The 24,820-nt window shown below is 65.6% G+C and carries 21 protein-coding genes and 2 pseudogenes; 12 read left to right on the top strand and 11 right to left on the bottom strand.

Features of this window, described 5'->3' with window-relative positions:
* Window positions 1-52: 52 nt before the first annotated feature.
* Window positions 53-448, top strand: coding sequence for a hypothetical protein (locus tag HIV01_RS14955; RefSeq protein WP_200608373.1), 396 nt, complete (start codon window positions 53-55; stop codon window positions 446-448).
* Here the strand turns inward: HIV01_RS14955 and HIV01_RS14950 are convergent.
* Window positions 432-1,334: an NAD(P)-dependent oxidoreductase gene (locus HIV01_RS14950; RefSeq protein ID WP_280633567.1), complete on the bottom strand. Its 903-nt coding sequence runs from the start codon at window positions 1,332-1,334 to the stop codon at window positions 432-434. The genes HIV01_RS14955 and HIV01_RS14950 overlap by 17 nt on opposite strands.
* Window positions 1,335-1,423: 89 nt before the next feature.
* Window positions 1,424-3,319 (bottom strand): arginine decarboxylase, encoded by a 1,896-nt coding sequence (gene speA / locus HIV01_RS14945; RefSeq protein WP_200608370.1) that lies wholly within the window; start codon window positions 3,317-3,319, stop codon window positions 1,424-1,426.
* 259 nt (window positions 3,320-3,578) lie between these two features.
* Here speA and speE point away from each other — a divergent pair, with 259 nt between their 5' ends.
* Window positions 3,579-4,430, top strand: a complete 852-nt coding sequence (speE, locus tag HIV01_RS14940; protein ID WP_200608368.1) for a polyamine aminopropyltransferase — start codon at window positions 3,579-3,581, stop codon at window positions 4,428-4,430.
* A 220-nt stretch (window positions 4,431-4,650) separates the two neighbouring features.
* Window positions 4,651-5,313 carry a BUD32 family EKC/KEOPS complex subunit gene (locus tag HIV01_RS14935; protein WP_200608366.1) on the top strand — a complete coding sequence of 221 codons (663 nt, stop codon included), beginning with the start codon at window positions 4,651-4,653 and terminating at the stop codon, window positions 5,311-5,313.
* On the opposite strand, the gene HIV01_RS14930 is transcribed toward HIV01_RS14935, so the two are convergent.
* The 3 genes from HIV01_RS14930 to HIV01_RS14920 all read right to left on the bottom strand — a co-directional run bounded on the left by HIV01_RS14930 (window position 5,303) and on the right by HIV01_RS14920 (window position 7,790).
* Entirely contained in the window at window positions 5,303-6,424 is a 1,122-nt protein-coding gene (locus HIV01_RS14930; RefSeq protein ID WP_200608364.1) for an acyltransferase family protein, read from the bottom strand. The genes HIV01_RS14935 and HIV01_RS14930 overlap by 11 nt on opposite strands.
* 87 nt (window positions 6,425-6,511) lie before the next feature.
* The gene (locus HIV01_RS14925; protein WP_158732151.1) at window positions 6,512-6,850 is read right to left on the bottom strand and encodes a P-II family nitrogen regulator; all 339 of its coding nucleotides are present in this window, start codon (window positions 6,848-6,850) and stop codon (window positions 6,512-6,514) included.
* A 91-nt stretch (window positions 6,851-6,941) separates the two neighbouring features.
* Window positions 6,942-7,790 (bottom strand): class I SAM-dependent methyltransferase, encoded by an 849-nt coding sequence (locus tag HIV01_RS14920; protein ID WP_200608362.1) that lies wholly within the window; start codon window positions 7,788-7,790, stop codon window positions 6,942-6,944.
* A gap of 247 nt (window positions 7,791-8,037) precedes the next feature.
* On the opposite strand from HIV01_RS14920, the gene ubiK reads away from it, so the two are divergent.
* The 6 genes and pseudogenes from ubiK to HIV01_RS14890 all read left to right on the top strand — a co-directional run bounded on the left by ubiK (window position 8,038) and on the right by HIV01_RS14890 (window position 13,489).
* Window positions 8,038-8,304, top strand: coding sequence for a ubiquinone biosynthesis accessory factor UbiK (gene ubiK / locus HIV01_RS14915; RefSeq protein ID WP_200608360.1), 267 nt, complete (start codon window positions 8,038-8,040; stop codon window positions 8,302-8,304).
* Between the two features lie 45 nt (window positions 8,305-8,349).
* Window positions 8,350-9,264 (top strand): annotated as a pseudogene (locus HIV01_RS14910) (YifB family Mg chelatase-like AAA ATPase); the annotation flags it as partial.
* A 278-nt stretch (window positions 9,265-9,542) separates the two neighbouring features.
* Window positions 9,543-10,769: a tyrosine-type recombinase/integrase gene (locus HIV01_RS14905; protein ID WP_200608356.1), complete on the top strand. Its 1,227-nt coding sequence runs from the start codon at window positions 9,543-9,545 to the stop codon at window positions 10,767-10,769.
* Entirely contained in the window at window positions 10,766-11,170 is a 405-nt protein-coding gene (locus HIV01_RS14900) for a helix-turn-helix domain-containing protein (RefSeq protein WP_200608354.1), read from the top strand. Before HIV01_RS14905 ends, HIV01_RS14900 begins: the two co-directional genes overlap by 4 nt.
* Window positions 11,167-12,987, top strand: a complete 1,821-nt coding sequence (locus HIV01_RS14895) for a hypothetical protein (protein WP_200608353.1) — start codon at window positions 11,167-11,169, stop codon at window positions 12,985-12,987. Before HIV01_RS14900 ends, HIV01_RS14895 begins: the two co-directional genes overlap by 4 nt.
* 19 nt (window positions 12,988-13,006) lie before the next feature.
* Window positions 13,007-13,489 (top strand): GIY-YIG nuclease family protein, encoded by a 483-nt coding sequence (locus tag HIV01_RS14890; RefSeq protein ID WP_200608351.1) that lies wholly within the window; start codon window positions 13,007-13,009, stop codon window positions 13,487-13,489.
* 71 nt (window positions 13,490-13,560) lie between these two features.
* On the opposite strand, the gene HIV01_RS14885 is transcribed toward HIV01_RS14890, so the two are convergent.
* From HIV01_RS14885 to HIV01_RS14860, 6 genes are all read right to left on the bottom strand, one after another.
* On the bottom strand, window positions 13,561-13,848 hold the full coding sequence (locus HIV01_RS14885; protein ID WP_200608349.1) for a hypothetical protein: 288 nt from the start codon (window positions 13,846-13,848) through the stop codon (window positions 13,561-13,563).
* 532 nt (window positions 13,849-14,380) lie between these two features.
* Complete coding sequence (locus tag HIV01_RS14880) at window positions 14,381-15,940, bottom strand: DUF1254 domain-containing protein (protein ID WP_207526993.1); 1,560 nt, start codon at window positions 15,938-15,940, stop codon at window positions 14,381-14,383.
* 36 nt (window positions 15,941-15,976) lie between these two features.
* Window positions 15,977-17,569: a DUF1254 domain-containing protein gene (locus HIV01_RS14875; protein ID WP_207526992.1), complete on the bottom strand. Its 1,593-nt coding sequence runs from the start codon at window positions 17,567-17,569 to the stop codon at window positions 15,977-15,979.
* Window positions 17,570-17,613: 44 nt separating this feature from the next.
* Window positions 17,614-19,008, bottom strand: coding sequence for a DUF1214 domain-containing protein (locus HIV01_RS14870; RefSeq protein WP_200608344.1), 1,395 nt, complete (start codon window positions 19,006-19,008; stop codon window positions 17,614-17,616).
* 40 nt (window positions 19,009-19,048) lie between these two features.
* Window positions 19,049-19,855, bottom strand: coding sequence for a transporter family protein (locus tag HIV01_RS14865; protein ID WP_245156824.1), 807 nt, complete (start codon window positions 19,853-19,855; stop codon window positions 19,049-19,051).
* A gap of 444 nt (window positions 19,856-20,299) precedes the next feature.
* Window positions 20,300-21,319 (bottom strand): AraC family transcriptional regulator ligand-binding domain-containing protein, encoded by a 1,020-nt coding sequence (locus HIV01_RS14860; RefSeq protein WP_207526991.1) that lies wholly within the window; start codon window positions 21,317-21,319, stop codon window positions 20,300-20,302.
* A 198-nt stretch (window positions 21,320-21,517) separates the two neighbouring features.
* On the opposite strand from HIV01_RS14860, the gene HIV01_RS14855 reads away from it, so the two are divergent.
* The 3 genes and pseudogenes from HIV01_RS14855 to HIV01_RS18410 all read left to right on the top strand — a co-directional run.
* The gene (locus HIV01_RS14855; protein ID WP_200608340.1) at window positions 21,518-22,552 is read left to right on the top strand and encodes a helix-turn-helix domain-containing protein; all 1,035 of its coding nucleotides are present in this window, start codon (window positions 21,518-21,520) and stop codon (window positions 22,550-22,552) included.
* 182 nt (window positions 22,553-22,734) lie between these two features.
* Window positions 22,735-24,408 (top strand): hypothetical protein, encoded by a 1,674-nt coding sequence (locus HIV01_RS14850; RefSeq protein WP_207526990.1) that lies wholly within the window; start codon window positions 22,735-22,737, stop codon window positions 24,406-24,408.
* Window positions 24,324-24,551 (top strand): annotated as a pseudogene (locus HIV01_RS18410) (autotransporter adhesin YapN); the annotation flags it as partial. The gene HIV01_RS14850 and the pseudogene HIV01_RS18410, both read left to right, overlap by 85 nt.
* Window positions 24,552-24,820 lie beyond the last annotated feature (269 nt).

The following is a 24,820-nucleotide window of genomic DNA, read 5'->3' as shown; positions in this document are numbered from 1 at the left end:
CCGCGCTGCGCTGCGGCCCGGGCTAGACTGCGCCGATCTTTGAGGGGACGGCATGGACAAGCGCATTCTTTGGGGCTGCATCGCGGCGTTGGGCCTGCTCGTGGCGTTTGCCGTGATCACGATGCTGCTGGGTGCACCGCTCAATCAAGCGCTCAAGACGCCGCTGGGCGACCTGCCCGTGTTCGATCTGCTCGGCGTGCTGGTGGCGATGGCCGCCGGTGGCGCAATCGCCGGTGTGCGATTCGCCTGGATCGCAGCGGCGCTGATGGCCGTGGTCTGGGTGACGAGCCTGGCGGTCCTGGCGGCTTCGCCGACGATGCCGCTGATGCTGGTGCTGAAGCTCAACGCGATGGCGATGCTGCTGTCGCTCGCCCTCGCCGTGCTGGGCGCCCGGCTGGGCGCGCAGTACGGTCCGCAGTGGCTGGCGCGGATCAGCCGCCGCGCTTGAGGGTGATCAGCGCCGACGTGTCGGCCTCGCCCTGCCCGTGTTCGATCAGTTCGGCGTAATCGGCCAGCGCCTGTTCGACCGTCGGCAAGCGCAGGCCGCAATCGCGCGCGATGGACTGGACGATGCGCAGGTCCTTGAGCATGTGCGCGCACTTGAAGCCCGGCGTGAACTCGTCACGCAGCATGGTCGCGCCGCGCTTTTCCAGGAACCAGTTGCTCGCCGCACCGGCCAGCAGGGTCGGCAGCAACTTGTCAGGATTCAGGCCGAGCTTCTCGCCCAGCGCCAGGCCTTCGCTGACCGCTTCGTTGATGCCGGCGACCAGCACCTGGTTGACGGCCTTGGCGGCCTGGCCGGCGCCGCTCGCACCCATGTGCGTGACGCGCGCGGCATAGCTTTCGATGACCGGGCGGACGTTGTCGAGCGCTTCGGAATTGCCGCCGACCATCACCGACAGCTTGCCGTTGCGCGCGCCTTCGACACCGCCGGAGACCGGCGCATCGAGGAAGGCGATGTTGTGCGCACCGAGCATGGCCGCGCAGCGACGCGCGGTCTCCACCGCCACGGTCGAATGGTCGATCACGACCGCACCGGGCTTGAGCACTTCGGCCAGTGCGGCCACGTTCTCCAGCACGTCGGCATCGAGCGAGACGCAAAGCACCACCAGGTCGCAGTCGGCGAAGTTCGCCGCCGAGCGTGCCGCGCGCACCGAAAGCTCGGCGGCCATCGCATCGGCCTTGGCCTGGGTGCGGTTGCCCACCGCGATCAGCAAGCCGGTGGTGTGTATGTGGCGCGCCATCGGCGCGCCCATCGCGCCCAGGCCGATCAATCCAACTTTCATCTTGTTCATATTCCGCTTGGTGGCAGGCGGGGCAGCGGTCGCTGCCACCTTCCTACCTGAGAACGCGATCCACCGCCGGGCGGGGACCGCTGTAATCCGCGCGCAGGCGCGGAGTCGTGTTTATGCCGGCCAGGGCGTCACGCCAGCGGCGTGTCGTCCAGATAGGTGTAGCCGGTCAGGCCGGTTTCCAGGGCCGCATCCATTCGTGCGGCCTCGTCGGCCGGCAAGCCCGCCGCCGCGACCTTGGCCTTGTAGGCGGCGCGCAGGTCCGACAGCTTGTAGCCGACGTAGTCGAGCATGACATCGGTGGTGTCGCCGCGACGCTGCTGGGTCAGCTGGTAGCCCTGCGCGGTTCCGTCGACGCGCACTTCTATCGCATCGGTGTCGCCGAACAGGTTGTGGATGTCGCCGAGGATCTCCTGGTAGGCACCGACCAGGAAGAAGGCGATGCGGTAGCTCTCGCCAGGGCGCGGCGCGTGCAGCGGCATCGAGGTGTCCAGGCCCTCGTTCTCGACGTAGGTCTTGACCGTGCCATCGGAGTCGCAGGTCATGTCGGCGAGGATGCCGCGGCGCGTCGGCACCTCGTCCAGGCGTTCGATCGGCACGATCGGGAAAACCTGGTCGATCGCCCACACATCCGGGATCGACTCGAACACGCTGAAGTTGACGAAGTACTTGTCGACCAGGCGATCGTTGAGTTCGTCGAGCAGCTCGCGGTGGCTCTTCTCGTCGAAGCTCAGGCGCTTGCGCACTGCATGCGCGATTGCATAGAACAGGTCGTCGATGCGCGCGCGATGCACCAGGTCGATCTGGCCGAGCGCGTACAGCGACAGGCCTTCGCTGTGGTGGTGCTGGGCCTCGTGGAACAGCTCCACCGCCGGGCGCTGGTCGAGCTCGGCGTGGATTTCGCGCAGGTGGCGGATCACTGCCGGCTCGTCGTCGTGCTCGTCGGGGATGCGGCCTTCCGGCGCTTCCTCGACCTCGGACACGTTGGCCACCAGCACGGCGTGGTGCGCGGTCATCGCGCGGCCGCACTCGGTGACGATGCGCGGCGGCACCAGGCCGTGCTCGGCGCAGGCTTCGGCCAGCGGCTGGACGATGTTGCTGGCGTACTGGTGCACGCCGTAGTTGATCGAGCAGTAGCCGCGCGAACGGGTGCCTTCGTAATCGATGCCCAGGCCGCCACCGACGTCCATGTAGGCGATGCGCGCGCCCAGGCGCGACAGTTCGACGAAGTAACGCGTCGCCTCGCGCATGCCGTTGGCGATGTCGCGGACGTTGGAGATCTGCGAACCCATGTGGAAGTGCAGCAGCTGCAGGCAGTCGGTCATGCCGCTGTCGCGCAGGTTCTTCCACAGGTCCAGCACCTGGCGCGGGGACAGGCCGAACTTGGCCTTGTCGCCGCCGCTGTTCTGCCACTTGCCGGCGCCGAGGCTGGCCAGGCGCATGCGCACGCCCAGGCCTGGCTTCACGCCCAGCGCCGCGGCTTCTTCCATGACGATCGCCAGCTCGGACGGCTTCTCGATGACGATGAAGGTCTGCAGGCCGAGCTTGCGGCCGATCAGGGCCAGGCGGATGTACTCGCGGTCCTTGTAGCCGTTGCAGACGATCAGGCCGCCGGGGCGGCTCAGCGCCAGCACCGCCATCAGCTCGGGCTTGCTGCCGGCCTCCAGGCCGAAGCCGTCGCCATGGTGCGAGGCCAGCGTGCCGGCCACGCCCTGGTGCTGGTTGACCTTGATCGGGTAGACGGCGGTGTAGCCGCCGGCGTAGTCCCAGTCGGCCTGCGCCTGGGCAAAGGCCGACTGCAGCTTGCCGAGGCGATCGCCGAGGATGTCGGGGAAGCGCACCAGCAGCGGCAGCTTGGCGCCATTGCCACGGGCACGATCGACCACCTCCGGCAGCGACACGTCCGGACCGGCGGCGCCGCGCGGACGGACCACGACCTGCCCGGCCGCATTCACGTCGAAGTAGCCCTCCGACCAATGCGGAATCGAGTAGGTCTTGCGGGCCTGATCGAGCGACCAGTGGGACATCGGCGTGCTACCGGCGGAGGCGGGGGGAGGCGCATTCTACAGCCCGTTGTGCCGGCGGCTGTTGACACGTTTGCGGCAGGGCCCGCGAGCGCTTCCTGCGGCGGCTGCGGGGCCCGCCCGGCAACCGGAGGTCCCTGCCGTCGGGCCTGTCACACCCGGTCCGCTACAATGCCGCCCCCTTTCCCCGCCTGCGCCGGTCCGTCAGCACCATCGAGACGGACACCTGCGGCCGCGGCCACCTCCCCTGGGACGAACCGGCATGAGCAACGACACCTCCTGGCATTACGAAAACTTCGAACCGACCGGCTCGGCCATCGGCTATCGCATCACCCGCAAGCTGGACGAGGTGCAGTCGCCGTTCCAGAAGATCGAGATCTTCGAGAGCACCGACTGGGGCAACCTGATGCTCATCGACGGCGCGATGATGCTGACGACGAAGGACAATTTCTTCTATCACGAGATGATGTCGCACCCGGCGCTGTTCACCCATGCCGCGCCGAAGAACGTGGTGATCATCGGTGGTGGCGACTGCGGCACGCTGCGCGAGGTGCTCAAGCACCCCGGCGTGGAGACCGCCGTGCAGTGCGACATCGACGAGCAGGTCACGCGCATGGCCGAGAAGTGGTTCCCGGAACTGTGCGACGCCAACAACGATCCGCGCGCGACGTTGATGTTCGATGACGGCATCGCCTACATGAAGAACGCCGCCCCCAACAGCCTCGATGTCGTCATCGTCGACTCGACCGACCCGGTCGGCCCGGCCGAGGGCCTGTTCAACAAGGCCTTCTTCGAAAGTTGCTTCCGCGCGCTCAAGGACGACGGCATCCTGGTGCAGCAGTCCGAATCGCCGCTGATGCTGCTGGAGCTGATCAAGGAAATGCGCGCGGAGATGGGCAAGGCCGGCTTCACGACCTTCCAGACCCTGCCGTTCCCGCAGCCGTGCTACCCGACCGGCTGGTGGAGCTGCACGCTCGCCCGCAAGGGCAAGGGCTTCGATTTCCGCGAGGCCGATGCACGTGCCAAGGGCTTCCAGACCCGCTACTACACCGCCGACATCCACCAGGGCGCGGCCAAGCTACCGCCGTTCGTGGCTGCCGAACTGGGCGAGTAAAGCCCACGTCGCGCTGTGCTGAAAGAGCCCCGCGAATCGCGGGGCTCTTTGCATTTCCGGTCCGGAAGTGGTCGCCGACCCGCAATGCATCGTTCCGCTCGCGGGACTGTCACAAAGGCCCGCGCGGCCTAGAATTCGCGCCACTGCCTCGCCCTCCCCCTGCGAGACCGGCCCGTTCCCTCCCCCAGACGGTTCACGGCGCCGGCCTGGATGCCGCCCAATGAATCTGCTGAAACCCCCGGCCCCGCAGGTGCGGCCGGTGCCGCGACCGTCGCGGATGCTCAAGCATGGCGAACGACTGCTCGAGCCCAATGTCTACGTCGCCGACCTCGGCGGACGCCTTGCCGTGATCAAGGACTACAGCCGCTATCGCTGGACGCTGCTGGCGCCGTTCGCGCGGATCCTGGTGCGCCGCGAGGCACGCGTGCTGCGGCTGCTACGCGGCTGGCGCCATGCGCCCGCACTGCTCGGCACGATCGGCGGCCTGGCACTGGGCATGGAACTGGTGCAGGGCGAACCGCTCGACAGCGACACGCTGCAAGCTGCCGGCACACAGTTGTTCCAGCAGTTGCGCGGCGCGGTGGCCAGCCTGCATGCCGCGGGCATCACGCATAACGATCTGCACGCGTCCAACATCCTGGTCTGCGGCACCACGCCGGTGCTGATCGACTACGCCTCGGCGCTGCGCACGCCACGCTGGTTGCGCTCGCTGCCGCTGGTGCGGCAGCTGCGGCGGAGCGACCTGGCCAACGTGTTCAAGATGCAGCAGCGCCTGACCGGTGAGGGCCCCACTCCGCAGCAAGCCGCGGCACTGGCCGAGCCGACCTGGGTGCGGGCACTGCGCGATGGCTGGCGGCGGTTGTACCGGGTGATCAAGCGGTAATTGCTTCGCCTGCGCCGCGGACATTGCGGCGCGCCGATTGCCGCCGCGCGCGCAGTTGCAGGAACGGTCGCTCGACGGCGTAGTGCAGCAGCGCGCCGCCGGCGAGGGTCGCCAGTGCATAGACGGCGAACGCGACCAGACCGCGCCCTTGCAGCCATTCACCGAACTGCACGTCCACGGCATGGAACACCAGCTTGTGGCTCAGGTACAGGCTGTACGAGATCGCCGCGATCCATGCCGCACCCGGCACGCGCCAACGCCCGATCCAGCTGCGCGCGCTGGCCGCGGCCACGACCAGGCAGGCGATGGCCGTCGACAGCACCGGCCAGCCAATCGAGTTGCCCAGCAGTCCCGAGCGCTTCTGGAACAGCCAGAAGGCCAGCGCCATCATCGCCAGGCCGATCAGCGCGAACGCGTTACCGCGCTCGCCCATGCGCGCCCACAGCGCCGGGCGGAACACCGAGATCGTCGCCAGCACGACGCCGGCCAGCAGGCCATCGAGGCGATTCCCGGTCGGGTAGTAGATGTCCTCGACGAACCAGTTACGGTCGGGGTCCATGGCCGCATCGTGCAACCACACGCCGGTACGCAACGCGATGCCGCCCAGCAGCACCAGCATGCACACGGCGACGAACTTCGCCGCCGACGGGCGTCGCGTCATCCACCATGCCAGCGCCGGGAAGACCAGGTAGAAATGCTCTTCCACGCACAGCGACCAGGCGTGCGAGAACGATGCCTGCGTGTCGTAGTGGACCAGCAGGTTCATCGTGAACGTGGCGAACTGCCACCACGGCGCGATGCCGTCGGATTCATGCAGCGCCGGAAACGCCACGTAGATCGCCAGCACCACCGCGAACGCCGGCACGATGCGATAGGCGCGGCGTGAGTAAAAGTCGGCGAACGACAGACGTTCGCCGCGCGCCAGTGGCGTCAGCACCTGGCTGCCGATCAGGAAGCCGCTGAGGACGAAGAAGATGTCCACGCCCATCCAGCCGAAGCGCGACAGCCAGGCGAAATCGGCACCGAGGCCACCGACAAGGAAGGAGTGGAACAGCATCACCCAGATGACGGCGATGGCACGCAGCAGGTCCAGCCCGGGAAGTCGGCTCATTCGCGATTCGTGTGTCTGTACGGCGCCGGTCCGTGGCGCAACGGGCCTGTCGGGCAGGCGAGCAGCGATATCGGCAGCGCGCGAAACCTAGAGCGCGTCGCCGTCCATCTCGCCGGTGCGGATGCGCACCGCGCGTTCCAGGTCCCAGACGAAGATCTTGCCGTCGCCGATCTTGCCGGTGCCGGCGGCCTTCATGATCGCCTCGACCACGGCCTCGACCTGGTCGTCGGTGATGGCGACCTCGAGCTTGATCTTGGGCAGGAAGTCGACGACGTACTCGGCGCCGCGGTAGAGCTCGGTATGGCCCTTCTGCCGGCCGAAGCCCTTGACCTCGGTGGCGGTGATGCCCGCCACGCCGGCCTCGGCCAGCGCCTCGCGGACGTCGTCGAGCTTGAACGGCTTGATCACCGCCATGACCATCTTCATCGAATCTCTCCCGGTCCGGACCGGACCCCTGCCATGCGGCAGGATAGCGAAGACCGCGCCCGCGCGAACATCGGCACCCGCAGCGGGTCGACTACGCCGCCGTTGCCGTGATTGGCAGGCCCTCTTTCGCCTGATGGACGATGCCCCACTCGGGGTGGTCCACATCGTGAACGCGGATGTCCTTGAAACCGGCTGCCTCAAGCAGACGGATCAGATGCGGATAGGCGAACCTGCGCAGCTCCAGCGTCGAACCGTCGCCGCCGTGGAAGCACAGGTCGGTGAAACGCTGTTCCCTGCCATCCGTCGTGACATTGATCAGCACGCGCATGTCGCCTTCACCCTCGATCCGATAGTCATGGAGCTCGGGGTAGTGCTCGACGGTCTCCTGTTCCGCGCCATAGGGCACCGTGAATACAAGGATGCCGCCGGGCTTCAACAGCGCGCGCAGGTTGCTGAAGGCGCGCTGCGGCGGTCCGTCCACGTGCTCCAGGACATCGCTGCTGACGACGAAGTCGAACTGGCCGATCAGGTGCCGGGCCGGTGAGCGGATGTCCAGCAATGGTTCGGTATGGAAGAAGGTATTGGTGTAATCGAACCTGCTCTTGAGCGTGCCGGCGTACGAGCCTGTATCGCTCATGCCAATGCCCTTGAGGTGCTTGCACCTGGGCAGGCGCTCGAGCACGCGAACCTGATGGTCGCCGTCCAGGCTGGATTGGAGCGCGGCCATGATGGCGCGAAACCGCAGTGTCGACCCGCAGACGACGCAACTGCGCGCTTCGCGGTCGGAGAACACCTCGAGGGGTACCACCAGGCGGTGTCCACAGATGTTGCACGCGGGTGCCTGCGCCGTCGGCGCCTTCGACGGGAAGGCGCGAAGGCGGGCGCCGGTAACCAGGCGACGCAGACGGCGCGTGTAGGAATTGCGGAGCAGTTTGTGCATGGTGCAACCGATCGGGAGGGCTTGCTGGCCGGCCAGCAACGTGTCCGCGGTTGCGGGCTGGTTTGAGCCGGCTCATGGTGACCGAGTCGATCCCGCCACTCAAGGCGGGCGGCCGACCGGCGAAGTCGGCCATGCGCTACAGTGGCCCGCCCGCTCGGAATTTCCTGACAGCAGGTTGCAGCAAACGCCTACGGCGCCCTCACGGCCCCCGCCGCAAGCTGCGACTACTGCTGGAGGACACATCACCATGATCGACCTCAACCACATCGACGACCTCGCCCGCCGCCTGAGCACCCTGGTCCCGCCGGGACTGCGCGAAAGCCGCGAGGAGCTCCAGCAGAACTTCAAGTCGGTGCTGCAGTCCGGCCTGGCCAAGCTTGACCTGGTCACGCGCGAAGAATTCGAAGTGCAGCGCGCGGTCCTGCTGCGCACCCGCGAGAAGCTCGACGAGCTGCAGCGCACCGTTGCCGAGCTCGAAGCCCAGCTTGGCGGCAGCGCCTCCCCGCGCCACTGACTGCTCGCCCCACTGAGCTATCGCCCCCACTGAGGGCTGTCCCCGATGAACCTGGCACTCGTGCACAGCCGTGCGCGATCGGGCGTTCGCGCGCCGGCAGTACGCGTCGAGGTTTACCTGGCCGGCGGACTGCCGTCGATGTCGATCGTCGGTTTGCCCGAAGCGGCGGTTCGTGAGGCCAAGGACCGGGTCCGCGCGGCGATCCAGTGCGCACAGTTCGAGTTCCCGGCCCGTCGCATCACCGTCAACCTCGCGCCTGCCGACCTGCCGAAGGAGGGTGGGCGTTTCGACCTGGCGATCGCGCTGGGGATCCTCGCCGCCAGCGGACAGATCCCGCTCGAGTCACTCAACGACCATGAGTTCGTCGGCGAACTTGGCCTGACCGGCGAGTTGCGTGCGATCGACGGCGTCCTCCCGGCGGCCCTGGCCACCGCGCAAGCCGGGCGGCGATTGATCGTCCCGGCTGGCAACGGCGCCGAGGCCGCACTCGCCAGCCAGGTCGAAGTTCGCACCGCACGCACGCTGCTGGAAGTGTGCGCGCAGCTCACCGGTCGCAAGTCGTTGCCGTTGGCCATCGCCGTGCCGAGCGTGCGAGGCCAGCAGCTGGACCTTGCCGATGTCCGCGGGCAGACGCACGCGCGTCGGGCGCTGGAGATCGCAGCCGCTGGCGGACATCACATGCTGCTGATCGGCCCGCCCGGTTGCGGAAAGACCCTGCTCGCCTCGCGCCTGCCCGGCTTGTTGCCGGAAGCGTCCGAAGCAGAGGCACTCGAAGCGGCGGCAATCGCCTCGGTCAGTGGCCGCGGACTGGACCCGGCACGCTGGCGTGAACGACCCTTTCGTGCGCCCCACCACACCGCGAGCGCGGTGGCGCTCATCGGCGGCGGCGCGCAGCCGCGCCCGGGCGAGATATCAATGGCGCACCAAGGCGTCCTGTTCCTGGACGAACTGCCGAAGTTCTAGAGTTCCCGGCTAAGCTGGGCAGTCGAGTCAAGCTATTGATCTGGCAGAAAAAAACCGTGCTGGACAACCCCCACCCTTCATTTCATGAAGGGTGGGGGTTGAAGACCGGGAACCGGCGGTGTAAGCCGACTTTGCCGAATTAGGTCGAATAACTTGTGAGACGAGAGGCGTGATGTATGCCTGTTTGGCATGAACATCCCTCTGACCCGAAGTGACCTAACCGCCCGCCCCGGTCCGACCGCGGCGCCCACCCAATCGACCGCGAGGGGGTGGCCATGACCGCTCGCGTAATCCAATTCCCCCGCCGGCTTGATCCGGTGGAGTTGACCGACCCGGCCCTGGGTCTGGCGGTGACACCTCCGTCCGGACCACCGACACCACCAGGCGATCCGGCCGAGGCATCGGCGCCCCTGAAGCCCAGCGCCCTGGCCCGGCCGCCGCGGGTACTGACGGCGGAGGAGCAGGCGCTGCAGACGCGCATGTTCCAGGCCTACTTCGAGGGTCGACGGCCGGCGAAAGGCCATGCTGCCGACTCGATCAAGGGCACTCGACGACGCGCGCTCGAGTTCGCGCAGTTCGTCGGCCAGCCGCTGTGGGAGATCACCGAGGCGGATTTCGAGAGCTGGTCGGCGCATTTGGGCCTCGAGCGGAACCTCACTCCCAGCAGTCAGCGCACCATGCAGGGTGCGGTGGCCACGTTCTTTAATTACCTGGTCGAGAACGCCGCGTTGCAAAACGAGGCGCTCCGTCTGTTCGGCAAGCAGGTCAGCCGGATCGCCACCTCGGACAACCGCGTGGTGCACTCGACCGACGCCAACGGCGTGCGCGCCCGCCGTTATTTGACTGATGACGAGACTACGCTGGCGTTCGCTGCCTACGACGCGGTAATCGAGGCGGCGGCTGAGATCGCGCCGGGCAAGTTGCGCTATTTCCAGCGAGACAAGGCGATGTTCTACGTCTACTACGGCTTTGGCTTGCGCCTGCAGGAGGGGCAGCAACTCAACCTCCTCAGCTTCTCGCCCAATCCCGACCTGCCCGAGCTCGGCATTTACGGGGCGGCCACCGTCGTAGGTAAGGGCTCGCGCGGCAGTGGTCCGCGCACACGCACGGTTCCGACCATTCACCCGGACTTGCCCCTGGTCTTGACCTGGTATGTCGAGCACGTGCGCCCCCAGTTCGAAACAAAGAGCGAGGACGCCAGGAAGGCGTTGTGGCTGTCGGATCGTGGCCGACGTCTGTCGCGTGCCAGCATCTCCGCGCGCTTCAAGCATTTTCTTACCTCCGTGGGTCTGGATCCGACGTTGTTCTCACCACACGGCCTGCGACACATGGCTGTCTCGCACGAGGCGGCGGCCAACGTCCCGCTTGCCTTTACCCAAGCCAAAGTCGGACACGCGCACGCCAGTACTACGCAGCGCTATACGCACCTGCCCGACGACTTCATGCGCACGATCGCCAAGAACATCGTGCGTCAGTCACTTCAACAACAGGATGACGAATGACCCGAGGCGTACAAGTTAGGTGGCGGTTGCGTGTGCGCATGGCGGAGAGCGGCGTGAACACGCTGGTCGGCCTGCAAGGTCGACTGTCGACACACGGCGTGAAAGTCTCGCAAGTGCAGCTAGGCCGCTGGGCCAAGCCGCAGCCGCCCGCACGCTTGTCCCTGAAGGTGCTGGTGGGACTGTGCGAAGCACTGGATTGCACGCTAAACGACCTACTGACCATCACCCCGGTCGAAGCAGCCGTGCCGGCTGACCCGGTGGCGCGCGTCCGCAAGCCGCAGGTGGCGGCGGTGGCCACTGACAGCGAAGTTGCGCCGACGCCGGCGCCTTCGACCCACTCGACGGTCGGCCCGACCCTTCGGGCGCTTTCGCGCCACGCCCTGGCCAAGGGCAATTCATGAGCGAAGCGTGCACCAGTTGCAACAAGCAGATACCCCGGGCCCATCGGCGCGACCTGGAGGGCGGCTACTGCCTGGCGTGTTACCACCTTCTGTTCAAGCATCGCCCTTGCCAGCGCTGCGGAGAAATGGCGCGCGCGCGTGAGGATGACCCGACCCCGCTTTGTAACGGCTGCCGCGATATCGTCCTGCGCGAACGACGCAGTTGCGATCGATGCGGTGACCTGATCGGCCCTCGCGGCATCCTGCGGCGCGACGGTAGCGCCTGTTGCCGGCGCTGTCGTCGCTACATGTGGCCCGATCGCACCTGCGCCTACTGTGGATTCACCGGAAAGCGCGTCACGCGCAACTACGCGCTGGGATTCGACCAGCCCGCCTGCAGCAGTTGCCAGACCAAGCGCAGCGCACACGTTACTTGCGCCGGCTGCCGACGGCCACGCACGCCGGCAGGCGAGCGCGATGGACGCGTCTACTGCGCGCATTGCCTTCCCACCGGCGCTCCGGCGCTCATTCATTGCCAAGGGTGCGGCCGGTGGCGCCCCGGTTACAGCAAGACCCACTGTGAAGACTGCGGCTGGGAGCGTTTGCACGAGGTCCTGCTGACGCGACTGAAGCCGCAGTTGACGCGTGGCTGGACACGCGAGCTGTTCGCGCAGTACCACCGCCATGCTCGGCTCGCCAGCAAACGGGGGCAATGGTACAAGGCCCTGAAACGCGACATCGGCTTTTTTGTGGCGATTGAGCTCGCCTTTGGCGATCGCGAGGAAGTCACCAGTGTCCTGATCGTGCGGCGGCTGGGCCACGAGTTTGTGCACAAGCACCAACGGGCTATGTCATTCATGGCGCACCAGGGTGTGATCGGCCTGGACAATGAGCCGGACTACCGCCTGGAACTGGCCATCAGTCGCTTGCAGCATCTTCTCGAAGACGACAGCCCCTGGATCCACCAGGTGTTGCAGCGCTTTATGCAGCGGATGGTGACGACGCGCGCGCGCATCACCAACCGCTCAAAGCACGGCCGGATCCCGATCCAGCCCAAGAGCATCGAGTCGGCGCTGCGTGCAGCACATCAACTACTCGCCTTCGCTAAGGTCGAGTACCGCGCCAGCAGCATCCAAGAGGTCAACCAGGAAGTCCTCGATCGGTTCCTTGGCATCAACCCCCTGCGCGGCGCGCGGGTACGTGCATTTGTCCGCCACATCAATCAGCGCGAGCGGTCCTTTCATAAGCTCAGCGTCCCGTCAGTGCGGCGGCCGTTTCCTTACCACTCCGTGCTTCCTACAGAGCGACGCCTTGAGCTGGCCCAGGCCTTCGCCAAGGTCTCGCCGTCGCAGGCCGACATGCGCATGGGCCTGATCTCACTGTTCATACTCGTGTATGCACAGACGGCGGTTCGCGCTTCTCGGATCCGTCTCGACGCCATCCGGGAGACGCCGACTGGTTACGAAATCAAGTTCGCGAAGCTGTGGATGGAAGTCGACCCGCTGCTGACGAAGCCCCTGATGAGCTGGCTAACGCGCAGGCGCGAATTTTCGGCCTTCGATGAGACCGACACCAGTCCTTTTCTCTTTCCGGGGAGAATCGCCACGACCGCCACCGATTCCAAATCGATTGCCAAATGGCTTAGGCGGTATCAGGTAGGAACCAACCAGCTTCGCATCACCGCCATCGCCGCGATGGTGACCGGTGGCGTCCGTCAGCCGCGCGTTCTGGTGGACTGCTTTGGGATCAGTTCGGACACGGCCATATTGTTCTGCCAAGCCCTTGGCTCGTTCGATATGGCGCGAGCCGCTCACGTCATGAACACTTACGGGGCCTAGCGTCACGTGGTGTGTCTACTTGCTGCAATGCGGCGGAGATCGGTACTACCTTGGCGCCACACACGATCTGGCCGCACGGCTGGCGAAGCACCGCAAGGGACAGGGCAGCCAATTTACGCGGACGCACGGGGTCATAGCGCTCGTCGGCGCCATCGATGTCGGAACGCGCTCGGAGGCAATGCGCGAGGAGAGGCGCCTCAAGCGGTGGTCCACCGCGCGAAAGGTCGCCTATTTCCAACAGTACGCGCACGGCGAGCCGGGGCCAGCGCTCGTGGCGCCATGGGAGGAGCGAAGAACGCCTGATCATGAGAATGAAGCCCATGACATCATCGTCCTGATCGGTCTACTCAATGGCGGCGACTACGCGCGGGCGCGGCAGTGGTTCCTCAACGAGCCCCTCGAGGAACTGGGCGGCCGGACTGCGGACTACTACGTGCGACATGGGGGCGTCGAGAGTGTTCGTCGGTACGTGCTGAACTTGAGCGCGGGCTCGACGGGGTAGCATGAACGAGAACCGCTTTGAACGAAGAGATTCCGGACCGGGGCAGACCTCCTGGGTACGTGCGTTGTCGTTCAGGTGCCAAGTGGGATCAGAACGGCAATCACCCTTTCTGCCCAAGCCAAGGCCTGCCGAACTCTGGGAAGGCGCTCGAAGAGTTTTGCTCGCGCATCCAGCAGCGTGGCGCTGCTCCTGGAAGCTTGCGACATCGCAAATGCGTCGATTCCCGGCTGAAGGATGGTCCACCACCCGCTTATCCGTTCTACGTCAAATTCGTAGATGAATAGCAGGCCAAGGGCTAGGAGGATTGCCGAGCGTTGCCAATTGTGACCAAGCTGATTGATCGAGCTATTGTGTTTCATGGGACCTTCGCATGGGCGTGTGCGCCAATGATCCCGCTACCTTGGGCCCACCCATGACGCTAACCCCCACTCGCTGACGGGGGGTTAGAAATGCATCCATACCGCTTGGCGATGGATGATCCCGATTCGAGAGACCCATGCCAATGCAAAGTGATTCCCAGACAAGCAGACATCAGGCGACACTCGAGGCACTTGCCGACGTCGATGCCGGGCGTGTTATTGCCCATGCGCAAATGGTCGAATGGGTAAAGCGCCTCGTACGGACAGCGCCTGCTACGAGGGGCGGTCCCGTCCCCAGAAGCGACAGTGGTCCACCTTCGTCCACCGACTTGTAGGCGACGGACGCTCGGCATGTGACCGCGCCAGCCTCGTTTTGGGGGCGGCCTGTCCCTGCCACCCCTCACGATTGCCGCACTTGGTAATTGCGTCCCGCGTTAGCGAAGTTCGGCCTTGTTCAGAGCGGATTGGCCGTCGGAGCCGTGGGCTCCGCCCTGCCCCCATGTCCGCTAACGGCCAGTAGCGGTCATTCGGCTCAGCCTCGCCTTGCCTGTATATCCGGCAGCACCCAGCTCTTGTCGAAATAGGTATCAGTGGGGCCATAGAGCCGGAAGTACGTGAACCAGCCACGATTTGGCAGCGTCTTGATCCAGTTCGACTGCGGCTTACCCGCCGGCGGCGAGGGGCCGAAGTACAGATCTACCGAACCGTCCGGGTTCTTGACAATGTCGTCGCGCGAGGAGCGGTCTGGGTAGCTGCCAGTGTCGATCAACGCGCGACTGACGTTGTCGTACACCGTGAACGACCAGAACTGCGCCACGGGCGCATTGGGCGGCACGTGTAGCGTGTATTGCTTGCCGCCGTCCAGCCATGCGCCGGCGCCGTCCTTCTGCGATTCCAGATACACCTGCCCGGCACCCACGGTGCGCCCCATCATGCCTACGGTCACACCGACGGCTTCGTAGAACCACGACGCGCGTTCGTCGAGCTGTGTGTAGTTGGGCAGCTCCTGGGTCGTCTCTTTCAGGAACAGCGAGTACTCCCAGTGCTTGCCCGGCCACACCGTCGCACCCGGGAAACGCTTGGCATATCCGTTGGCGCGAGCCATGACTTCGCCGACTTGCGCCGCCTCGATCAGGATCCGCTTCTGGCGTTCGTCGGGATTGAACGGTTTACCCTTCTCGATGCCGAGCGGCACGAGCATGGCCAGGAGGATGCGGTCGCGCTCCTGCGCCGGTTCGGAGTTGATGGTCTTGGCCAAGCCTTCCCAATACGCGAGGCCGCGTGGTTGAGCCGCTAACCAGGTCCTGCCCCGAGGCGTGACGTGTTTTGGCGCTGGCGGGTTTGCGCGCACACTGTAGGGATAGATGTTCATCTTTGCGATGATCTCGCGGGCCTTCGCGGGGTCCGGGTCGAGCGCACGCTGTCCCGACCAGACGTTGTTCGTCGGCGAGCGGAACACGAAGTAGCCGGGCGCTTTGATGTCAGGATCGTTCGGACCGAGCAGCAGGTACCTGCCGCCGTTGCCCTTATCCGGCCCCAGTTGCCCGGTGTCGGTGATCGGGCGTTCCCAGAAGTCGATCAGCCCGCCGGCCGCCGCGCCGGGCGGGAACTCGAACACCAGTGGCCCGGTCTCCGCGAGATTGGGAAACGCCTGCGCATAGGGCGTGGTCGCATTGGCGGTCAGGATGCCCAGCTTGTCCTTGAAGTTCAGGTAGTCGACGTAGCCGGTGTTGCCTGCGCCGAACACATCGCGCGACCAGCGTTGCCATTCGGTCATTGCCATATATGGCAGTGCCCAGATGTACGCCTGCGTGGCGCGCTGGAAGTCCATGTCGTCATAGATCTTCTTCACCGTTTCATCGGTCGGGAAACCGTTGACCAGTTCGAGCTTGCCAAGCCGGGAGTCGATGACCTGCCTGCCTTCGCCCTTCGACAGGTCCGCGGACGCTGTCTCGGTGGCCGCCGGCGCGGCGGAAGTTCCAGCGTCCGTCGGTCCGTTCCCGTCGCTTTTGGTGCAGCCAGCAGTCACAAGGCCGACGGCAAGCGTCAGGGTCGAAACGGATTGAACGGCAAGGCCGACAGAGGTGTGCATGGCGAAGCTCCCGTTGACTCCCGCAGAAACCATCAACTACCGGACCGGCTCAATATCGCCGGGCTTCCAGCTCTTGCTGATCGCCGGTTCGGTCGGCGAGTAGAGCCGCAGAATCGCGAAGTAGCCCTTGCCGGGTACGGTTTCCATCCAGTTCGTCTCGTTGCCGACAGGCGACTTCGGTCCAAAGTAGACGTCTGTGCTTCCGTCCGCGTTCTGCTTGGGCTTGTCGCGGGAACCCAGCGACGGGAACGGGCGGCCGCTGGCGTAGCCAGACGCGTTCTCGGCTTCGTACAGGGTGACCGACCAGAAGTTTGCCGCCGGAATGTTGGCCGGCAACTTCAGGCTGTAATCCTTGCCGCCCGTGAGAGGCACGCCCTTGCTATCGGTGAAGGCGATCATGTACTTCGCGCCCTTGCCTGGAATCTGCGACAGCATGCCGGGACTTAGTGAGTAGTAGTCTGTGAAGAACCAGACGCGCGTGTCGATGTCGGTATAGCCCTCTGCCTTTCGGCGCGAGGCCAGGTCGAACGGTCCTCCCGGGTTTTCCGGCGTTCCGTCCGCCACGGGATTGACCCAGCGTCGGTCTGGGTAGACGCGGAAGTCGCGCCCGCTGACCTTCTCTTCGAAGCCGATCACCCGACTCATCTTGTAGCCCGTCTTCGCCGCTTTATCGAGGATGGCTCGCGTATTGGCGTCTGGATTAAACGGCTGCCCTTTGACGATGCCGATGCCTGCCAGCATGCCCAGCCAATCGGGGTCACCCAGGTTGGCGCCCTCGCTGTCAAGCAGCTTCTTCAGCTCGTCGAAGGCGGTGGCGTCGCTGATCGGCAGCAGGTTCGCCGGTTTGCCCGACGCATCCGGAAACTCCATCGGCTTCGGATTGGCCGCGCCGAGTGGATAGATCTTCGCGCCTTCCATGGTAGCGACCGCGCCCGACAGGTCATTCGGGTCCTGATAGAACGAGCGCAGGAACACGAATACGTTGTTGGTGCCCGAGCGGTACACGTAATAGCCCGACGGCACGTTGCCCTTGTAGCCCGGCGGCACAATCAGGAACTTTCCGCCCTTGCCCCCGTCCGGTCCGGGCATTCCGACGTCACCGAAGAACTTGCCGCCGTCGACCGGAATGGGGCGCTGCCAGAAGTCCAGCAGGATGCCCTGCAGTCCCGCCGGTGCTTCGAACACCATCGGGCCGTCCTTGCCAAGGTCGAGGTAGCTCATCGCATAGATGACATCGGAGTTCGGTGTGGTGACCAGCGTCTTGGCATCAAGGCGCTTCTTCCACACGGGCAGGACGTTGTAGCCGGCGCCGAAGGTCTTCTCGGAGCCAACCTTCATGCCGAGGGTGTTGATCAACGGAAAGGCCCACAGGTAGGTCTGCGTGGCGCGCTGGAACAGCAGTTCGTCACGCAGCATCTTCGCCGTCTCCGCCGTCGGTCGGTTCTCGACGAATGCGGCGTTGGCCAATGTGTCGAAGCGGCTGCCGTCGTCGGCCGGCGCCGCAGTAGGGACCGCCGGCGCAGCCGTCTGGGGCGCGTTCGCCTGCGTGGGCGCGCCGGTTTCAGGCACATTGCAGGACGCGATCAGTAAGGTGATTAGGATGGCGATGGTGATGAGCCGGACATTCATGTCGAATCTCCTGGGAGAGATCACGAGATCGAAATTTGGCGAAGCTACTGCGCTTTCGCCTCGATCGGCGGTGGGAACCACTTGCCGTTCACCACGTCGGCCTTTGCGCCATACATGCGGAAGTTCAGCGAGTAGCCCTTGCCGTCGGGCGTTGGCAGCCAGTTGCTCTCGTCGGTGCCCTTGGGAAGCTTCGGCGCCAGCCAGATGCTCGTGGTGCCGTCGGGGTTGGCCTTTAGGCGCGAGATGTTGTTGAGGTTGTAGCGCTTGAGCGGGTTGGGCACGACGCGGAAGTCCGGCACGCTGTAGGCCGTCACCGACCAGAACGCATTGACCTGAGAATCGGGCATGCCGCCCTTGGGGAAGCGGATCTCGTAGGTCTTGCTGCCATCGAGCGGGCGCATCTCGCTGTCGGTCAACCCGATGAAGTACAGCGCTTCGTCGGCGGTGTTGGCCCACAGGCCGCCATAGTTGATGACATCGCGGGCGGCGACGTCGTTGCCAAACTTGCCGGCTGCGTAGGTCACGGACCAACCGCCCTTTTGCGTGCCGAAGCCCTTGATGCGCTGCAGGAACTCCGGCACGGCGCGTTCGTTCACGATCGAGGCTACGCTATCGCGCGCCTGCGGATTGGCCTTGAGGTAGGCGGCGATCTTCTCGGCCAGGGCCTGGTACTGCGGGGCCTTGGGCATGCGGTCGGGGTAGGTCTCCAGCACGCCTGATACATTGTCGAAGATCTCGACGCCGATCGGTTTGGCGGGAGTGAACTCCGATATCGCCAGCGGGGGTTCGATCTGGATGCCTTCCGGCACCTCCAGCGTGAACTGCTCCTGTAGCTTCTTGGCCTGGGCCGGGCTGTCCTTGAGTTCCACTCTGGCAAGCAGCTTCGCCTTCGCGGCCGGCAACTCGATCTTGACCGCATCGGTCGGCACCGGTGGGTTGGAACCCTTCAGCACCAGCGCGAACTTGCCGTTGGGGTGGTCGGGATAGGTGCGCTCGTTGATATTGGCGATGACCTCGCCCCAGCCATCGAGCAGCTGCGCCGTGTAGTAGCGACCAGTCACCTTCGGCACGTTGAGGACCACCGCGTGGTCCTTGTCCACCGCGATCCAGGCTTCTAGGTAGGCGACGTCCATGTTGGGATTGACGAACTGCGCCGAGCCGAGGGGGTTGTACTTGATCTTGTTGAAGCCGACCTTCTCGACGTTGATGTCGTGGTCTTCCTGCTGCAGCACCAGGTAGCGCCCGTACAAATAGGACCAGGCGTCAACGATCTCCTGATCAGTCGGCTGCTCGGCATCAGCGGCCGGGGCGGCGGAAGGTTTTGGGCTCTGCGCGGTGGGAGCGTCGGACCTGTTGCAGCCGGGCGTGGTGATCATGACGAGCGCCGCGATCAGCAGGATCGTGCGCAACGGAGCGGAACGGTCATCGACGCGGCTCATGGTCATGTCCTCGCTGGCGGGCGCGCCAAGCGCACAGCATTTACTTCGCCGGGTAAAGCAAGGTGAAGGTGAAGCGCAGCCCCCATTCGGCGCCGCTGTCGGGCGCCTCGACGTAGTAGCGGACGCCGCCCTGGTAGCTCACCAGTTGCGTCCCGATTTTGCTGACCTTGGAGTATCCGAGGTTGATAGGCACCGTCCATTGCTCGGCCTTCCAGTCGTAAGTCGACTCCAGGTTGAGCGACAGCGTCCGTCCCTGGCCAAGTCCTTTCGCCAGGAACGGCTGGAGGAAGGTGGAGCTGATGTCGGAACGATCGTCGTCACCCGCGAACGACCAGATGTGGTTCACCAGCGCGCCATACGTCCAACCCGACGCAGTCTGTTTCAACCCAACGGCGGTGGGCCCGGCGCCCCATTTGTCTGAGCCCAGGAGATCATCGCTGGCCGTTGGCAGTAGCAAGGCGGGGCCCACGCCCCATGTCCAGCCAGACGCCGTCAATGCCTTTGGCGAGAAGAAGAGGCTCTGCAGAACATCACCCGTGCCGAACTGGCTGCCCGCTCCGGGGAAGATGTCCTCCTGGTACACGATCGGAATGATCGTGCGCGAGATCATGTTCCAGTTCTCGCCAATCGAGACTGGAATCACCGGCTGCACGTTGACGTAGCTCTTGCTTCCGTCATCGGTTGGCCCGATGCCATCGTCATAGTTGAACTGCAAAGGGACACTGATCAGGCTGGCGATCGGGTTGGAAAGCTGCTTGGCTAACTCATCCGCGTCCTGGGCGTATGCCTTCGGTAAGGCCAGCATGGTGACGGCCGCGAGCCATGTTGCGAGTCGCCGAGAATGCATGAGCCCTCCTTGAGAACCCAGCGCAGGGAAACCGGAGTTCGGAGCGTGATCCTAGGTGGGCCCTTCATGGACCTTGGTCACGCCGTCGTCACGACCCAGCGGAGGCCGAATGCCGATGGCCGCAGCGTCCGTTTCGGGTCGGAAGCGGTCGGGACAACCATCTCCGGCCTCAGCCGCTTCAAAGACCGCTAACGGCCAGAAGCATCGGCAGTCGGGCGGACCAGGCTTGGTCGGGCTCTACCTGGAATCTCCGAATTAGTGCGCCTGCCGCTGCAGGGCTTCCACCTGCCCCACTGCGCACCGATGCCGGCGGAACCGGCGCGCAAGTACTTGCTACCGGTTTCTTCGCTTCCGGGCGCCTGGTCGCGGCGGCAACGCTCGCTCGCGCAGGAGAACCTCGCGGTCGAAGAGGAACTGCGGCTATAGGGGTGGGTCCGATAGCGTCTAGCCCAATAGCGCCCTGCGCCTTTCCAGCGGGGTCTGGCCGAACCAGCGCCGACAGGCGCGGTTGTACGAACTCTGCTCGCCATAGCCCAGCAGCCCGGCGATCTGCGCGATCGGCATGGCCAGTTCGGCCAGGTATGACTCCGACCAGTCGCGCCGCACCGCGTCGACCACTTGCTCGAAGGTCACGCCTTCGTTCGCCAGCTGCCGTTGCAACGTTCGTTCACGCCGCGCGAGCTGCTCGGCCACGGCGTGCAGCGTACAGCGTCCGGTCGGGAGCAGGCGGTCGATAGCCGCTGTCACTAGCTCGCGGACGGTACGCGGGTGGCGCGACATTGCACTGCTGACAAAGTCGATGAGGAATTCCCGCATCATGCGGTTGTGCTGGGATATCGGACGGATGATCTGCGCCGGATGCAGGACCAGGCCGTCCACCTCCTGGCCGAACAGGACATTTGTCTTGAAGTGCTTCCGGTAGCGCTGCAGCGGCAATGCGGCTCCGTGGCGGAACAGCACCGCCTGGGCATGGAAGGCTCTGTCGTCCAGCAGCAGGGCCATGGTGTTGTGCATCACGCCCAGGGCGCGTTCGACGGTCTGCCGATGGCGCGTGATCTCACGGCCGAGTTCGAAACGGTAGGTCAAGCGTGGTGCGGCCGGGTCGGTACGGTCCAGCGCGATGATGGTGCCGGCGCTGTAGAAACCCACGAATCGGGCGAAGTCGTCCAGGGCAGCGCCGACGTCGGGTGCGTTTCGCGCGATCAGGGAGACGGGGCCGATGACGTTCCAGTCCTGCTGCGCCGAAAGGCGCAGGCCGAAATCCGCGCAGTCCAGTTGCGACGCCGTCAGTTCGAACAGTTGCACCATCGATTGCATCGGGATCATCGCGTGATGGACGTCGAGCAGCTCAGGCGCGATGTTGAACTCGCGCAGGAACGCTTCCGGGTGCCCGCCGAGCTCGCGGACGAGCTCACGGTATCGGGCCAGCGAGGAGATGCGGATCAGGGGGCCGGCGTGGTTCAAGGCAAGCAGCAATGGCGAAACGCAAGCAGATAAACATTTTCCGATGATTGTCACGTGATGCCAACTCGCTGACGCGCCAGGCCAAGCCAGCCGGGTTGGAAGCTGCGGTAATCGGCGCTGCCGAGCCCGTGGCTCCCTAGCCCCTGCAACCCGCGCATGCCGACTCGCCCAGGCGGTGGCATTGCGGCGGGACATCCGATGTCCGACAAGACCAGATCCCACTCTCGACGCCGATCGCCCCGGCCGGTCTCGTCCACGCGGGCAGCGGACTGCCCCGTCGATGGCATCGGCAACAGGCCCGGCGAGGCTTCGGGCCGGTTCACCTTCGAGCAATGGCGGGCGATCTCGCGCGAACGTTACAACTGGGACCTGCAGCTCCAGCCCGGCGTGGAGAAGGCCCACCAGTTCGTCGGCGAGTACAGTGCCTGGGGCGAGGGCGATGTCCGCTTCCTGCACAGCCGCGCCGCCGCCGCGCGTGTGCGTCCTTTTGACGCTGCGCAAGGCCGCATCCGCCTGGTGTTCCTGCTCTCGGGCCAGGCGCGCATCAGTGCCCATGCGCGAGACAGCCAATCCGAAGTGGGACAGGGCGATCTGTTCGTTCTCGACACGGCGGCGGTGAAACAGGCCGAATGGAGCGCGCATTCCGACTTGTGCCTGCAATTGCCCGAACGCAGCAAGCTGGACTTGCCGGGTACGGCCTCGAGGCGACCCGGGCGGGCGGTGATGCCGATCGATGACCCGGTGCTGTCGAACGCGCTCAAGTCGCAGCTACGCCTGCTTGCTGCGCGCGGCAGCGAACTGGACGCCGCCGCGTGCGAGCGTGTCCTCGAGGCCTTGGTGGAGCTGACGGTGCTGGGATTGCGTGACCATGGCGCCGGCCAAAGTGAGGCACTGGCCGGCCACGACATCCTGCTGGCAAAGGCACAGCTGTACCTGCAGACGCATTTCCGCCGCCCCGACCTGTCTGTCGACGAAGTGGCCGCGGCAGTGGGATGCTCGCGCACCTCGCTGTACCGCCTGTTCTCCGCCAGATCGCTGACCGTGCTGGGCTATCTGCGCGAGTGGCGCCTGCTGCGCTGCCGCGCCGCGCTGGCGACCGCGTCGGCTCAGGTCAACATCGGCCAGGTTGCGTTCCAGCACGGCTTCCTCGACCTGCACGCCTTCACGCGCTTGTTCAAACGCCGCTTCGGGATGACGCCGGGCCAGGTGCGGGCATCCGAGCTGCGGCCATGAGCCTGTTCAGGCGTGCGGCTGGAACGCGTGGTCAAACCTTGGCACCGACGATCAAATCCACGTTGTAACCGGCTGCCTAGGCTGCGGGCATGCGTCCTAGGGAATCGTGACGCATGCCCCGTTGAACATCCTGCAACCGCAACCCGACAAGGCCCCATGCGGCCTAGTCGTCGGAGAAGAACATGACTCTGCATCCCGCTGCGGGCCGACTGCGCTGCGCGCGTCTGGCCCATGCCACCGTCCTTGCGCTGGGCCTGGCCCCGGCACTCGCCAACGCACAATCGTTCTGCGTCGATTCCTCGGGCAATCCGGTTGGCTCGGCCACTGATCCGCAGGCAGTTGCCTGCGGCGCCAACGCGCTCGCATCGGGCGTGCGCTCCACCGCCGTCGGCGCCGGTGCGCAGGCCAGCAGTGACGAGAGCACCGCATTGGGCACGGATGCCGACGCGGGCGGCCTGGGCGCCACCGCGGTCGGCACGGCCAGCGGCGCGGCTGGCAGCTACAGCACCGCCAACGGCGCCTATGCCTTGGCCGAGGCCGACAACAGTGCGGCCTTCGGTGCCTACAGCTGGGCCGGCGGCGTCAACAGTGTCGCGCTCGGCACCGGCACCTTCGCGCTGGGCGACAACAGCACTGCCAGCGGCGTCAACGCCGCAGCCAACGCACTAAACAGCAGTGCTTACGGTTACGGTTCGATCGCCGACGGCATCAACAGCACGGCCATCGGTGGCAGCAGCAACGCGACCGGCACGGCCAGCGCCGCGTTCGGTTCCGGCAGCAGCGCAAGCGGCCCGAATTCGCTCGCGCTCGGTAGCGCCAGCACGGGCAGCGGCGAAGGCGCCGCCGCCATCGGCAACGGCGCAAACGCTCAGGCCACCGGCTCCCTGGCCTTGGGCGTCAACGCATTTTCGTCAGGCCCGAGTTCCATGGCGATGGGCACGGGGGCACAGGCAACTGCATTCAACGCCACCGCGATCGGCAACCAGGCGTGGGCCAAAAGTGGCAACGGTGTCGCCATCGGTGCGCTGTCGACGGTGGTCGGCTACCTGCCGCTGCATGCAAACACGAACGTTGCCAAGAGCAACACTGCGGTCGATGCCACTGGCCAGGTCGCCGTCGGGTTTGCTTCGGTCGCACAGGGTTACAACACGGTGGCTATGGGCGCGAACGCGCATGCCTACCATGACAATGCGATTGCGATCGGCAACTGGGCGGGCTACCACCAGAACTTCCGGATCGAGCCTGGCGTGGGCGCCAACTCGATCGCCATCGGCTACAGCGCCGTTGCGCCGGGCAGCAACAACACGGTCATGGGCCAGAAGGCGATGACGGCCTATTACGGGCAGACAGGCGCGCCGGCCACCCTCAGCGGCGAATACCTGTTCACCGCCAATGGCACTGCCATCGGTTCCGCCGCGGCCGCCACCCAGAACGCCACCGCACTCGGTGCGAGCGCGAGCGCAGCTGGCGTGCAGAGCCTGGCCCTGGGCACCAGTGCCGGCGTCCAGGATGTGGCGCCGGTCGCAAAGCCCGGTACGGGCGGCGATCCGACCGCGCCAGGGTATGTCGCCGACTCTCTGGACTTCAGCCAGCTCAAGTCCGTCAACTCGGTGGCGATGGGCTTCAACGCGAAGGTGCAGTACGCGGCCAATGCGATGGCGCTGGGCGCGAATGCGCGCGTGTGGCAGGCACCTCCACCGGCACCAGCAACAGCGACAACTCGATCGCGTTCGGTGCCAACAGCCTGGTCAGCGCGACGACGGCCAACGCGATGGCACTGGGACCCAACAGCAGCGCGACGTTCGCCAACTCGGTGGCGCTGGGCGCAGGTTCGCGGACCACCGTGGGTGCCCTGAGCAATTACACCGACGGCAGTGGCCTGCTCACCGGCCAGAACTCGGTCGGCGAAGTGTCGATCGGCAGCGTCGGCGGCGAGCGCCAGCTGAGCAATGTCGCCGCGGGCAAAAACGGCACCGATGCGGTCAACGTCAACCAGCTCAACGCGGTCTCGGCCGAGCTTGGCCAGGGCCTGGCCGACGTCAACACCCGCGTCGACGGCGTCGAACAAGGCCTGGCCGACACCAACGGCCGCATCGACGGGATGCAGGGCCAGGTTGATGCGGTGAGCCAGGACCTGGCCGACACCCATGCCCGCGTCGACGATGTCGAGCAGGGCCTGGCTGACACCAACGGCCGCGTCGACGGCGTCGAGCAGGGCCTGGGCCGATACCAATGCGCGTGTCGATGGCGTCGATGGCCGCCTGACCG

The organism is Lysobacter arenosi (assembly GCF_016613475.2).
In the GTDB taxonomy this organism is placed as follows: domain Bacteria; phylum Pseudomonadota; class Gammaproteobacteria; order Xanthomonadales; family Xanthomonadaceae; genus Lysobacter_J; species Lysobacter_J arenosi.
The sequence above is the reverse complement of the archived record's forward strand: the minus strand, read 5'-3'. Positions and strand labels throughout refer to the sequence as shown.